This is a genomic window from Bradyrhizobium sp. 62B (assembly GCF_030272265.2).
GTDB lineage: Bacteria > Pseudomonadota > Alphaproteobacteria > Rhizobiales > Xanthobacteraceae > Bradyrhizobium.
Map to the genome: position 1 here is coordinate 3,552,853 of NZ_CP092841.2, position 13,463 is coordinate 3,566,315.

The window sequence follows — 13,463 nt, forward strand, 5'->3', positions numbered from 1 at the left end:
GGCCCGCCCGTCGCGCCAAATGATTCGGCCGTATCTGACAGGATTTCGATGACCGCCCGTTCCAGCCTCACGATCGTGCTCGCCGCCGGCGAAGGCACGCGCATGCGATCGAGCCTGCCGAAAGTGCTGCATCCGGTCGCTCACCAGACGCTGCTGGCCCATGTGCTCGGCGCGGCGCCCAAGGGAACCGGCAGCTCGCTCGCGGTCGTGATCGGTCCCGACCACCAGGCGGTCGCGGACGAGGCCAAGCGCATCAGGCCCGACGCACTCACCTTCGTGCAGGCCGAGCGGCTCGGCACCGCGCATGCGGTGCTGGCGGCGCGCGAGGCGATCGCACGAGGCGCGGACGATCTTCTGATCGCCTTCGGCGATACGCCGCTGATTTCGGCCGAGACCTTTGCACGGCTGCGCGCGCCGCTCGCCAAGGGCGCTGCGATCGCCGCGCTCGGTTTTCGCGCTGCCGATCCCACGGGTTACGGCCGCTTCATCGTCGAAGGCGACCGCCTGGTCGCGATCCGCGAGCAGGCCGACGCCAGCGAAGCCGAACGCAAGATCGATCTGTGCAATGCCGGCGTGATGGCGATCGACGGCCGCCGGGCGCTCCAAATCCTTGAGCAGATCGGCAATGCCAATTCCAAGGGCGAATATTATCTGACCGACGCGGTCGAAATCGTCCGCAAGCAGGGATGGGAGTCCGTGGTGATCGAGACCAGCGAGGACGAGGTGCGCGGCATCAATACCAAGGCGCAGCTTGCGGAAGCGGAGGGCGTGATGCAGGCGCGGCTGCGCAAGGCGGCGATGGAAGCCGGCGTCACGCTGATCGCGCCGGAGACGGTTTATCTCGCCGCCGACACCGTGTTCGGCAAGGACGTCACAATCGAGCCGTTCGTGGTGATCGGCCCCGGCGTGTCGATCGCCGACGGCACCGTGATCCATTCCTTCTCGCACATCGTGCAGACGACGCTCGGCAAGAACGTCTCGATCGGCCCCTATGCGCGGCTGCGGCCCGGCACCTCGCTCGGCGACGGCGCGCGGATCGGCAATTTCGTGGAGACCAAGGCGGCGACGCTGGAGGCGGGCGTCAAGGTCAATCACCTTTCCTATATCGGCGATGCCACCGTGGGCGCCAACTCCAACATCGGCGCCGGCACCATCACCTGCAACTACGACGGCTTCAAGAAGCACAAGACGGTGATCGGGCAGGGCGCCTTCGTCGGCACCAATTCCTCGCTGGTCGCCCCCGTCAAGATCGGCAACGGCGCCTATATCGGCTCGGGCTCGGTGATCACACGCGACGTGCCCGACGATGCCATGGCGCTGGAGCGCAACCAGCAGACCATCCGCGAGGGCGGCGCGGCGCGCTACCGCGAGATGAAGACGGGCGGCAAGAAGCCGGAGAAGTAGGCGGCCGCGTGCCGATTGCTGTTCGGTGTTGCCAAGGCGACGCGCTCATGGATGAGGACTTCGTCGACGATCCGATCGCATTCCTCGTCAAGCACGTCGTCATGCCGCCCGGACGATGGGTGTTGGAACAGTTCGGCGAGCGCGACCCGACCGAGATCGCATCCCTGGTCGCCGGGCTGACGTTCTGGGCGTTCGTCGTTTTCCTCGTGTTCGCCCTGGTTCTCGGGTGGTGAGGCGTCCGCTATTCGTCGTCGGCGAATTCGGAGAAGATCGCGCGGGTCAGGCGCCAGCCGCGCGGCTTGGCGCGCTTGACCGGCTCGCCTTCCGGATGCTTCAGGAAGACCGGCTTGCTTTCCTTGCCGCGTTGGGGCGGCGGCCAATGCGCAAGGTGCGTGCCCGTGGTCTCGCTGGCGCGCACGGACATCGATGACAGACTTTTGCGGTCGGACGAGCCTTTCATGGCTTTGCTCTCCTGCACCGGAATCGTTGGTCAAACATGTTGACAACAAGTTAACGCGCGCGGTTTAAGGCCGGCCAATTCGACGCAGGCGAAGCTCGGGTCGCGGTCCAGGCTGTCTCAATCAGCAATAATTATTGAGTATATGGTTCCCTGGGAATTTCGCTAAAAACCGGGCGCGTCGTTTAGGCGATTTTTCGACGATTTGGGGGATAGTGATCCGCATGTGCGGGATTGTCGGCATTCTCGGGCGCGAGCCGGTTGCAGAGCAGCTGGTGGATTCGCTCAAACGTCTCGAATATCGCGGTTACGATTCGGCGGGCGTTGCCACGCTCGAAGGCAAGCATCTCGAGCGCCGCCGCGCCGAGGGCAAGCTGAAGAACCTGGAGAAGCGGCTGGAAGCCGAGCCGCTCAAGGGCACGACCGGCATCGGCCACACCCGCTGGGCCACCCACGGCAAGCCGACCGTCAACAACGCCCATCCGCACGCGACCGAGCGCGTCGCCGTGGTCCACAACGGCATCATCGAGAATTTCCGCGAGCTGCGCGAGGAGCTCGAGAAGAAGGGCACGGTGTTCCACACCGAGACCGACACCGAGATCGTGCTGCACCTCGTCGACGATCTGCTCGCGCGCGGCAATAAGCCGGTGGAGGCGGTGAAGCTGGCGCTGGGGCGCCTGCGCGGCGCCTTCGCGCTCGGCTTCATCTTCGCCGGCGACGACGATCTCATGATCGGCGCCCGCAACGGCCCACCGCTTGCGATCGGCTATGGCGACGGCGAGATGTATCTCGGCTCCGACGCCATCGCGCTCGGCCCGTTCACCGACACGATCAGCTATCTCGAGGATGGCGACTGGGTCGTGCTGACACGCAAGAGCGCTGATATCTTCGACAAGGACGGCAACGCCGTCCAGCGCGACAAGATCAAGCACGCCGCCTCGACGTCGCTGGTCGACAAGGCCAATTACCGTCACTTCATGGCCAAGGAAATCCACGAGCAGCCGGAAGTGGTCGGCCACACGCTGGCGCGCTACGTCGACATGGCGACGGAGCGGGTCTCGCTGCCGGTCAAGCTGCCCTTCGACTTCAAGACCATCCAGCGCATCAACATCACGGCGTGCGGCACCGCGAGCTATGCCGGCTTCGTCGCAAAATACTGGTTCGAGCGCTTTGCGCGCCTGCCGGTCGAGGTCGATGTCGCCTCCGAATTCCGCTACCGCGAAGCGCCGCTGCGCAAGGGCGATCTCGCCATCTTCATCTCGCAGTCGGGCGAGACCGCCGACACGCTGGCGGCACTGCGCTACGCCAAGGCCGAGGGCGTGCACACGGTCGCCGTCGTCAACGTGCCGACCTCGACGATCGCCCGCGAGAGCGAGACCGTGCTGCAGACGCTGGCCGGTCCCGAGATCGGCGTCGCATCGACCAAGGCCTTCACCTGTCAGCTCATGGTGCTGGCCAATCTTGCGATCGCCGCCGGCAAGGCGCGCGGCGAACTCTCCGACGAGGACGAGACCAAGCTGGTCCACGGTCTCGTCGAGGTCCCGCGCCTGATGGCGGACGCGCTCACCACCGAGCTCCAGATCGAGAAGCTCGCGCACCGGATCGCCAAGTCGCGCGACGTGCTCTATCTCGGCCGCGGCACCAGCTTCCCGCTGGCGCTGGAAGGCGCGCTGAAGCTGAAGGAAATCTCCTACATCCACGCCGAGGGCTATGCCGCCGGCGAGCTCAAGCATGGACCGATCGCGCTGATCGACGAGACCATGCCCGTGGTCGTCATCGCGCCCTACGATCGGGTGTTCGAAAAGACGGTCTCCAACATGCAGGAGGTCGCCGCCCGTGGCGGCAACATCATCCTGATGACCGACGCCAAGGGCGCGGAGGAGGCGACGGTCGAGTCCCTCGTCACCATCGTCATGCCCGACATGGCGGCGGCTTTCACGCCGATGGTCTACGCCGTCCCCGTGCAGCTGCTCGCCTATCACACGGCTGTCGTGATGGGCACCGATGTCGACCAGCCGCGCAATCTCGCGAAATCGGTGACTGTGGAATAGGCAGACGGGATATCAGTCGGTCGCGGTCTTCCAAAACCTGCTAGAAGACCCTAGCTTGTGTGCTGCGACCGACCTGGAACCCGAATGACCCCCCGCGACGACGCGCCTGCGCCTCTTGATCCCCTGCCGGAACCGCATACCGGCCTGATGGGCCGCTTCCGCAATTACTTTCTGACCGGCCTCGTCGTCACAGGGCCGATCGCCATCACGCTGTATCTGGTGTGGTGGTTCGTCACCTGGGTCGACGGCGTGGTGCGGCCGTTCGTGCCGCTGGCCTACCGGCCGGAAACGTATCTGCCCTACGTCATTCCCGGTTGGGGACTGGTTGTCGCATTCTTCACGCTCACACTGGTCGGTTTCCTCGCGGCTAACCTGATCGGCCGCACGCTCGTTGACGTCGGCGAAACGTTTCTTGGCCGGATCCCGGCCGTGCGCGCCATCTACCGTGGCCTGAAACAGGTGTTCGAGACGCTGTTCTCGGGCAAGGGCTCGAGCTTCCGGAAAGTGGGCCTGGTCGAGTTTCCCTCGCCGGGCATGTGGTCGATCGTGCTGATCTCGCAATCGCCGAATGAAGAGGTCGCGCGTAGCCTGCCGGGGCAGGAGGAGCATGTCTCGGTGTTCCTGCCGTGCTCGCCGAACCCGACCACCGGGTTCTTCTTCTATGTGCCCAAGAGCAAGATCGTCGAGGTCGATATGAGCACGGAGGATGCCGCGACGCTGATCATGTCGGCCGGCGTGGTGCAGCCCGGCTCGGCACCAGATCCGAAGAAGGCCGCGGCGCTTGCCGGCATGGCGAATGCCGCGCGCATCGCCAATGCGTCGGCGATTCGGCCCGAGCCTGCGAAGGTGGAGTAGGGCCATTCCCGCGCGGGATGGCCGCCGGTCGCGCTGCCTTCGCATCCTCTGCTATTCTCCGGTGACCTGAGCGCCTCGCTCGGAATTCGATCTGGAGTGCATGATGTCCAAAACCATCGCGATCCTCGCGCCCGGCGCCATGGGCAGCGCCGTCGCCCGCCGTCTCAGCGAGCATGGCGCGCGGGTGTTGACGTCCTTGAAGGGGCGGAGCGAGGCGACGAAAAAGCGCGCAGCAGACGCCGGCATGATCGGCGCCGAGAACGAGGCGATTGCGGACGCCGACATCATTCTTTCGATCGTGCCGCCGGGTGAAGCCGTCGCGCTGGCCGAGCGGCTGGCGGCGCTGATCGTCAGGCGTGAGAACAAGCCCATCGTCGTCGATTGCAACGCCGTCAACGTCGACACCGTGCAACGGATTGAGGAGATCATCGGCTCGGCGCAGGCGCCCTTCGTCGATGGCGGGATCATCGGCTTTCCGCCGCAGCCGGGCGGCAAGAGTCCTGCGTTCTACGTGTCCGGGGAGCACGCCAAGGACGTCGCGGTGCTCAAGGATTTCGGTCTCGACGTGCGGATCGTCGAAGGCCCGGTCGGCGCGGCGTCCGCTTTGAAAATGTCCTATGCCGGCATCGTCAAGGGCCTCGCCGGCATCGGCTCAGCCATGGTGGTCGCGGCCACCAAAGCGGGCGCGGCCGATGCGCTGCGCGACGAGCTGGCACTGAGCCAACCCGCGATCCTGGCCCGGCTTGAGGTCGCGCTGCCGGACATGATTCCGAAAGCCTATCGCTGGGTCGCGGAGATGCGGGAGATCTCCGGTTTCCTCGGGCCCGACCATCCGGCCAGCCAGATCTACGAGGGCTTTGCGCGCTGGTTCGAGCATCTGGCGGAAGACGCGAAGGGCGAGGCGGTGGATGCCGAACTGATGAAGGCATTTGCCGCGGGGATCGCGCGGAAGAAAACCTGATCGGATGGACTCACTCACCATTCACTGAAACCGAGTCCAGAAAGCCCTGAATGTCCCGGTCGCGCCTCAGGCGGACCACGGGGACATCGGGGCCGTGCTGCAAGCGCTCGGCCTCGATGACGGGCACGCGCTCGGTGTCGTAGCGCCATGCCTCCTGCATCACCTTCCAGTCGAACTGTTCCGGGCATCCCTCCGGCAGATCGGGCCGCCTCGTATCGCGATTGAACGCCGAGCGCCAGAGGATGCGCCACTGGCAGAGCCAGCGCGGACGGTCGATGACAACGAGAATATCGGCGCGTGCGATCGTGAGATCGAAGGCCAGATCCGAGAAGCTGCCGTCGACGATCCAGGCGTCGCCGGCGATGGCTTCAGTGACATTTGCCCGAAAGCTCGCCTTGTCCGATGGCTTCCAGCCCGGCCGCCAATAGAGCACGTCGAGATGCACCACGGGCAGGCCGAGCTTGCGCCCGAGACTCAGGGCGAGGCTCGTCTTTCCGCTGCCCTGGGAGCCAACGACAATGATCCGGCGCATCGCGAGAAGGTTTCACGAAAGCGGCCGCGGCGGAAGGGGCGGTCTGCTACAACAGCTTTATCCAAGCCGTCACGGAGGAGACGCTGCGGAGCGCATCTGCTATTGTCTTTGCGGTTCCTCTGCAACGGGAGTTCGAATGAGAGTGCTGGTGATCGGCGCTGGCGCGCTCGGCGGCTATTATGGAGCTTGCTTGGTTCGAGCAGGCCGCGACGTGACCTTCCTGGTGCGCGGGACGCGGGCCGAACAACTGCGCCTGAACGGACTACAGGTCGTGAGTCCACACGGCGATTTTGCCGTGCAGCCGAGGATCGTTCTGACGAAGGACCTCAAGGAGCCATTTGACGTCGTGCTCGTCGGGGTGAAGGCCTACTCGCTCGATGACGCGATGACCCAGTTTGCGCCCGCGGTCGGCCCGAGCACGCTGATCTTGCCGATCCTGAACGGGCTGAAACATGTCGACGCTCTCGCCGCACGTTTCGGCGCCGCGCGCGTCCTCGGTGGTCTCGCGAATGTCAGCGCCGGGCTGGATGCGGATGGCAGGGTGGTTCAGTTCATGGCCAACCAGACCATCGTTTTCGGCGAGGTCGAGGGAGCGCTGAGCGAGCGCGCGCTCGCATTGGAGGGGCTGCTCGACGTTCCCGGCATCGACGTGCGTGCCAGCGAAGCGATCATGCAGGACATGTGGGAGAAGTTCGTGCAGCTCTCGACGCTCGCCGGCATCACCTGCCTGATGCGCGCCAGCATCGGAGATATTCTGGCCGTGCCGAACGGCGAGCAGTCCATTTTCCGCTTGTTCGCCGAATGCTGCGCCGTTGCGACGGCGTCGGGTTTCGAGCCGCGCGCTCCCTTCATCGAGTTCGACCGCAAGCTCTTCACGACGCTGGATTCGCCGCTGAAGGCCTCGATGCTGCGCGACATCGAGCGTGGTTCGGTCACCGAATCCGAGCACATCCTTGGCGATATGGCCAATCGCGCCCGAGCGCTCGGCATCGAGACGCCGCTGCTGGATCTGGCCCGCGCGCATGTGTCGGCCTATGAAGTGGGGCGCCGAAGAGCCGCGAGCTAACCCGCCCCGATCAGCGGGATCGCCTCGTCCCGTTCGTAGAGATACAGCAGGCAGCGCAACGCCTCGCCGCGTTCGCCCTTCAGCTTCGGATCGTCTTTCAGGATGCGCAGCGCCTCGTCTCTCGCCTGGGTGATGAGCTGGCCGTGGACCTCCGAGCGCGCGATGCGGTAGCCGGGCAGGCCGCTCTGGCGCACGCCCAGCACGTCGCCTTCGCCGCGCAGCTTCAGGTCCTCCTCGGCGATGCGAAAACCGTCGGTGGTCTCGCGGATCACCTTCAGCCGGGCCTTCGACATCTCGCCGAGCGGCTCGCTATAGAGCAGGATGCAGGTCGAGGCCTCCGAGCCGCGGCCGATGCGGCCGCGCAACTGGTGCAGCTGGGCGAGGCCGAAACGCTCCGCGTTCTCGATCACCATGATGGTCGCCGCCGGCACGTCGACGCCGACCTCGACCACGGTGGTCGCGACCAGCAGCCCGATCTCGTGGGCGGCGAACTGGCCCATCACGCGGTCTTTGTCCGTGCCCTTCATCTGGCCGTGGACGAGGCCGACACGATCACCGAAACGCTTTTGCAGGCTCTCGAAGCGCTTAGTCGCGTTGGTGAGGTGCTCGGTGCCCTCGGCCTCGGATTCCTCCACCAGCGGGCAGATCCAGTAGACCAGCTTGCCGGCGTCGAGCGCGCGTCCGACGCCGTCCATGACCTCGCCGAGCCGGCTCATGGCGACGGCGCGGGTGTCGATCGGCTGCCGGCCGGCGGGCTTCTCGCGCAGCTCGGAGATGTCCATGTCGCCGAAGTAGGTCAGCACCAGCGTGCGCGGAATCGGTGTGGCGCTGAGCACTAGCACGTCGACGGCTTCCCCCTTCGACGTCAGCGCCAGGCGCTCGCGCACGCCAAAGCGGTGCTGCTCGTCGACGATGGCGAGCGCGAGGTCGTGGAAGATCACGTCGTCCTGGATCAGGGCATGGGTGCCGACGAGCAGATCGATCTCGCCTGCTTCGAGCTGCGTGATGATCTCGCGCCGCTCCTTGCCTTTCTCGCGGCCGGTGAGGATCGCGACGCGCATGCCGGCCCGCTCGGCGAGCGGAGCGATGGTCTTGATGTGCTGGCGCGCCAAAATTTCGGTCGGCGCCATCAGCGCGGCCTGCTTGCCGACCTCGGCGACGGCGGCGGCCGCGAGCAGCGCGACCACGGTCTTGCCCGAGCCGACGTCGCCCTGCAGCAGGCGCAGCATGCGCACCGGCTGCTGCAGGTCCTCGGCGATCGCCGCCGCAGCGCTGCGCTGGGAGGGCGTCAGTGCATAGGGCAGGGCGTCGATGATCTTGTTGCGGAGGTGACCGTCGCCGGCATTGCGCACGCCGGCGGGGCGACGGAGTTGCGCGCGGATCAGGGCGAGCGCGAGCTGCCCCGCCAGGAGCTCGTCGAAGGCAAGGCGCGACCAGAACGGCTGATCGGGCAGGATGTCCGTCAGCTCGACCGGCTGGTGCACCCGATTGAGCGCTTCGGCGATCGGCGGAAAATGACAGCGTCGCATCACCTCCGGGCTGATCCATTCCGGCAGCGCCGGCAGCTTCTGCAGGGCCTGCGCGATCGCGCGGCGCAGCGAGCCGAGCGCGAGGCCTTCCGTCAGCGGATAGACCGGATCGATGCCGGAAAGTTTCGAGATCGCTTCCTCGTCCAGCACGCGGTCGGGATGCACGATCTGCGGAATGCCGTCGTACATCTGCAGCGTGCCGGAGACGTAGCGCTTCTCGCCGACCGGTAGCAGCTTCTCGACATAGCCCGGCTTGGCGCGGAAGAAGGTCAGCACGACGTCGCCGGTGTCGTCGCTGGCGTAGACCAGATACGGCGCGCGCGAATTGCGCGGCGGGGGCGGGCGGTGACGGTCGACGGTGACCTCCAGCGTCACCATGGTTCCCTGCACGGCGTCTCGGATCTTCGGCCGCGCCCGGCGGTCGATCACCTGGCTCGGCAGATGCAGCAGGAGATCGACCAGCCGCGGCGTCTCGTTGCGGCTGAGCAGGTACTGCAGCAGCTTGTCCTGCTTCGGACCGACGCCGGGCAGGCTGGTCACGGCAGCAAACAGCGGATTGAGCAGGCTTGGGCGCATGGATGCGAATCTAGGATCGTTTCGGCCCGTCTTGCCCGGCTTTGTGCGGGGCATCCACGTCTTTTTTCGTACGCTGCGCTGGCCGCTGGGCCATGCCAAATCGAGGGCTGACACGGCCCGGTCGAATGGCTATATCAACCCCGCCCGGCACGTCCGGGCTTTCTGCGTTTGACTGGATTTGAGACATGACGGGAACGACACGATCGAGCAGCGGGCTGGACGATCGCCGCAAGCGGCTTTTGTTCCGCTGCTGGCACCGCGGCACGCGCGAGATGGATCTGATCCTCGGCCGCTTCGCCGATGCCGAGATCGGCCACCTGTCGGATGACGAGTTGACCCAGCTCGAGGCGCTGCTCGAGGTCAACGATCCCGATCTCTATGCCGCCATCACCGGCGACAAGGTGCTGCCGGCTGACGTCACCGGCGCATTGTTCGCCCGCATCAAGGCCTATCCGATCGCGGACGGCGGCGTATGAAACAGGGCATGAAATCGCCGGCCGAGCTGCTTGCGCCCGGCCGGGCGCTGACGCTTGCCAATGTCGCGGAAGGCGCCGAGGGGCTCGTCATCTCCGATCTCGCGCGCGCCATCGCGGCGCGGCCGAAGAAGCCCGCCGTCAGCCTGGCGGTGGTCTGCCGCGACGGTCCGCGCATGCAGCAGCTCGAACGCACGCTGCAATTCTTCGCGCCCGATCTGCCGGTGCTGACCTTTCCGGCCTGGGACTGCCAACCCTATGACCGCGTCTCGCCGCATGGCGGCATCCTGGCGCAACGCCTGACGACGCTGGCACGGCTTGCGTCCCTGACCGGCAGCGACAAGCCGCTGATCGTGCTGACCACGGTGAACGCCGTCGTGCAGCGCGTGCCCGCGCGCGAGCTCGTCGCGGCGCAGGCGCTGTCGGTTGCCCCCGGCAATGTCGTGCCGATGGACACCATCGTCGCCTGGCTGGAGCACAACGGCTACAACCGCTCCTCGACCGTGCGCGAGCCCGGCGAATATGCCGTGCGCGGCGGCATCCTGGACCTGTTTCCGGCGGGCCTCGACCAGCCCGTGCGCTTCGACTTCTTCGGCGACAGCCTGGAATCGATCCGCAGCTTCGATGCCGAGACCCAGCGCACGCTGCTCGATATGCGCTCGCTCGACCTCGTGCCGGTCTCCGAATTCCAGCTCGTCACCGACACCATCCGCCGTTTCCGCATGGGCTATGTCGCCGAGTTCGGCGCGCCCGAGCGCGACGATGCGCTGTACGAGGCCGTCAGCGAGGGCCGCCGCCATCCCGGCATGGAGCACTGGCTGCCGCTGTTCCAGGACCGGATGGACACGCTGTTCGACTATCTGCAAGGCGCTCCGATCGCGATCGAGCCACAGGCCGAGGACGCCGTCCGCGAGCGCTTCAAGCAGATCCAGGACTATTACGAGGCCCGCCGCGAGGCGATGGAGCATCCCGGCGGCGGCGCGATCTACAAGCCGCTGCCGCCTGATCGGCTTTATCTCACCGGCGAGGAATGGACCAAGCGCGAAAGCGAGATGCCGCTGGTGCGGCTGACGCAGTTCTCGGTTCCGACTGATGGGACTGGCGTCGTCGACGCCGGTGCGCGCAAGGGCCGCGACTTCGCGCCGGAGCGCAACGACACCACGGTCAACGTGTTCGAGGCCGTCGTCAGCCACGTCATGGCGCTGCACGCCCAGCGCAAGAAGGTCGTGATCGCGCTGTGGAGCGAAGGCTCGCGCGACCGCATGACCTCCATGCTGCGCGACCACAAGCTGACCCATACCGCCAGCGTCAACTCCTGGCGCACGGTGCAGGCGACCCCGCGCAACGAGACCATGCTCGCCGTGCTCGGCCTCGAGAGCGGCTTCGAGACCGACGAGATCGCCCTCATCAGCGAGCAGGACATCCTCGGCGACCGCCTGGTGCGGCCGCGCAAGGCAAGCCGCAAGCTCGACAATTTCATCTCGGAGGTGACGAGCCTTGCCGCCGGCGACATCGTCGTCCACGTCGATCACGGCATCGGCCGCTTCGTCGGCCTGCAGACGCTGGACGTCGCCGGCGCGCCACACGACTGCCTCGAGCTGCATTATGCCGCCGAGACAAAACTGTTCCTGCCGGTCGAGAACATCGAGCTGCTTTCGCGCTACGGCTCCGACCAGACCTCGGTCGAGCTGGATCGCCTGGGGGGCGGCGGCTGGCAGACCCGCAAGGCGAAGCTCAAGAACCGAATCCGCGAGATCGCCGGCGAATTGATCAAGATCGCGGCCGCGCGCCATTTGCACGAGGCGCCCAAGCTCCCGGTGCAGCCCGGCCTCTACGACGAATTCTGCGCACGCTTCCCCTATGACGAGACCGAGGACCAGCTCGGGGCCATCGAAGCCACGCTGAAGGACCTCGAGCTCGGCCGTCCGATGGACCGGCTGATCTGCGGCGACGTCGGTTTCGGCAAGACCGAGGTGGCCCTGCGCGCAGCGTTTGCCGTGGCGCTCGAAGGCAAGCAGGTCGCGGTCGTGGTGCCGACCACGCTGCTCGCGCGCCAGCACGCAAAGACCTTTACCGAGCGCTTCAAGGGCTTTCCCGTGAACGTGGCGCAGGCTTCGCGCCTGATCGCGACCAAGGAGCTCAACCTCGTCAAGAAGGGTATCGCTGACGGCTCGGTCGATATCGTCGTCGGTACTCACGCGCTGCTCGGCAAGGCCATCAAATTCCGCGACCTCGGCCTCGTGATCGTCGACGAGGAGCAGCATTTCGGCGTCACTCACAAGGAGCGTCTGAAGGCGCTGCGCTCCGAGGTGCACGTGCTGACACTGTCGGCAACGCCGATCCCGCGCACGCTGCAACTCGCGCTGACCGGCGTCCGCGAGCTCTCGATCATCGCTTCTCCGCCCGTGGACCGCCTTGCGGTGCGCACCTTCGTCGCTCCGCACGACCCGCTGATGATCCGCGAGGCATTGCTGCGCGAGCGCTATCGCGGCGGCCAGGCGTTCTACGTGGTGCCGCGCATCGACGACCTCGCCGAGGTCAAGGACTTCCTCGACAAGAACGTGCCCGAGATGAAGGTCGCGGTCGCGCACGGGCAGATGCCGCCCGCCGTGATCGAGGACATCATGACCGCGTTCTACGACGGCAAGTTCGACATCCTGTTGTCGACCACGATCGTCGAGTCCGGCCTCGACATCCCCAACGCCAACACGCTGATCGTGCACCGCGCCGACATGTTCGGCCTCGCCCAGCTCTATCAGCTGCGCGGCCGGGTCGGCCGCTCGAAGCTGCGTGCCTATGCGCTGTTCACGCTGCCGGCGCAGCAGAAGATCACCGCGCAGGCCGAGCGCCGGCTCACCGTGCTGCAATCGCTGGAGACGTTGGGCGCCGGCTTCCAGCTCGCTTCCCACGACCTCGACATCCGCGGCGCCGGCAATCTGCTCGGCGAGGAGCAGTCCGGCCACATCAAGGAGGTCGGCTTCGAGCTTTATCAATCGATGCTGGAGGAGGCGATCGTCAACCTCAAGGCCGGCGTGTCCGAGCCCGCCGCCGACCGCTGGTCGCCACAGATCACCATCGGGATGCCCGTGCTCATTCCCGAGGACTATGTCGGCGATCTCTCGGTGCGGCTGTCGCTGTACCGGCGGCTTGCCGATCTCGACACCGAGGAGGAGATCGAGAACTTTGGCGCCGAGATGCGCGATCGCTTCGGCGTTCTGCCCGACGAGGTGCGCTACCTGTTCAAGGTCGCCGCGATCAAGGCGTTCTGCCGCAGGGCCAATGTCGAGAAGATCGACGCCGGCCCGAAGGGCGCCGTCATCGTCTTCCGCGACAATTCCTTCGCCCATCCCGATCGCCTGGTGAGCTTCATCCGCAGCTACGGCCAGGCCGCCAAGGTGCGCCCCGACATGAAGGTGGTGTTTTTGCAGGACTGGGAGACACCGGAGGAGCGGCTTGCCGGCACGACGGAGATCATGCGGCAGCTGGCGCAGCTCGCGGAGAGCAAGAAGGCGGCGTGAGGCTCTTTGTGTCCCGGACAAGCGCAGCGAAGCGGAGCGCA

At 66.2% G+C, this 13,463-nt stretch carries 11 protein-coding genes; 8 read left to right on the forward strand and 3 right to left on the reverse strand.

Annotated features, from left to right (window positions below; all coding sequences use genetic code 11):
* Window positions 1-48 precede the first annotated feature (48 nt).
* Window positions 49-1,404 (forward strand): bifunctional UDP-N-acetylglucosamine diphosphorylase/glucosamine-1-phosphate N-acetyltransferase GlmU, encoded by a 1,356-nt coding sequence (gene glmU / locus ML401_RS16690; RefSeq protein ID WP_285812487.1) that lies wholly within the window; start codon window positions 49-51, stop codon window positions 1,402-1,404.
* 47 nt (window positions 1,405-1,451) lie between these two features.
* A complete protein-coding gene (locus tag ML401_RS16695) occupies window positions 1,452-1,637 on the forward strand; it encodes a hypothetical protein (protein WP_285812488.1) in 186 nt (61 codons plus the stop codon).
* 8 nt (window positions 1,638-1,645) lie between these two features.
* On the opposite strand, the gene ML401_RS16700 is transcribed toward ML401_RS16695, so the two are convergent.
* Window positions 1,646-1,864, reverse strand: a complete 219-nt coding sequence (locus tag ML401_RS16700; protein ID WP_285812489.1) for a hypothetical protein — start codon at window positions 1,862-1,864, stop codon at window positions 1,646-1,648.
* Window positions 1,865-2,085: 221 nt separating this feature from the next.
* On the opposite strand from ML401_RS16700, the gene glmS reads away from it, so the two are divergent.
* The 3 genes from glmS (at window position 2,086) to ML401_RS16715 (ending at window position 5,728) form a co-directional block, all read left to right on the forward strand.
* Window positions 2,086-3,912: a glutamine--fructose-6-phosphate transaminase (isomerizing) gene (gene glmS, locus ML401_RS16705; RefSeq protein ID WP_194408064.1), complete on the forward strand. Its 1,827-nt coding sequence runs from the start codon at window positions 2,086-2,088 to the stop codon at window positions 3,910-3,912.
* Between the two features lie 84 nt (window positions 3,913-3,996).
* Window positions 3,997-4,767, forward strand: coding sequence for a DUF502 domain-containing protein (locus ML401_RS16710; RefSeq protein ID WP_211416974.1), 771 nt, complete (start codon window positions 3,997-3,999; stop codon window positions 4,765-4,767).
* 103 nt (window positions 4,768-4,870) lie between these two features.
* Window positions 4,871-5,728: an NAD(P)-dependent oxidoreductase gene (locus ML401_RS16715; protein WP_285812689.1), complete on the forward strand. Its 858-nt coding sequence runs from the start codon at window positions 4,871-4,873 to the stop codon at window positions 5,726-5,728.
* Between the two features lie 10 nt (window positions 5,729-5,738).
* Here the strand turns inward: ML401_RS16715 and ML401_RS16720 are convergent, their stop codons facing one another.
* Window positions 5,739-6,260: an AAA family ATPase gene (locus ML401_RS16720; protein ID WP_212068615.1), complete on the reverse strand. Its 522-nt coding sequence runs from the start codon at window positions 6,258-6,260 to the stop codon at window positions 5,739-5,741.
* A gap of 136 nt (window positions 6,261-6,396) precedes the next feature.
* Here ML401_RS16720 and panE point away from each other — a divergent pair, with 136 nt between their 5' ends.
* Window positions 6,397-7,326 (forward strand): 2-dehydropantoate 2-reductase, encoded by a 930-nt coding sequence (gene panE, locus ML401_RS16725; protein WP_211417494.1) that lies wholly within the window; start codon window positions 6,397-6,399, stop codon window positions 7,324-7,326.
* Here panE and recG read toward each other — a convergent pair.
* Entirely contained in the window at window positions 7,323-9,431 is a 2,109-nt protein-coding gene (recG, locus tag ML401_RS16730; protein WP_259209193.1) for an ATP-dependent DNA helicase RecG, read from the reverse strand. The two genes, panE and recG, sit on opposite strands and share 4 nt — an antisense overlap.
* A 185-nt stretch (window positions 9,432-9,616) precedes the next feature.
* Between recG and ML401_RS16735 the strand changes: the two genes are divergently transcribed.
* A complete protein-coding gene (locus ML401_RS16735) occupies window positions 9,617-9,907 on the forward strand; it encodes a succinate dehydrogenase assembly factor 2 (RefSeq protein ID WP_194408069.1) in 291 nt (96 codons plus the stop codon).
* Window positions 9,904-13,422: a transcription-repair coupling factor gene (gene mfd, locus ML401_RS16740; RefSeq protein ID WP_285812490.1), complete on the forward strand. Its 3,519-nt coding sequence runs from the start codon at window positions 9,904-9,906 to the stop codon at window positions 13,420-13,422. Before ML401_RS16735 ends, mfd begins: the two co-directional genes overlap by 4 nt.
* The last annotated feature ends 41 nt before the right edge of the window (window positions 13,423-13,463 follow it).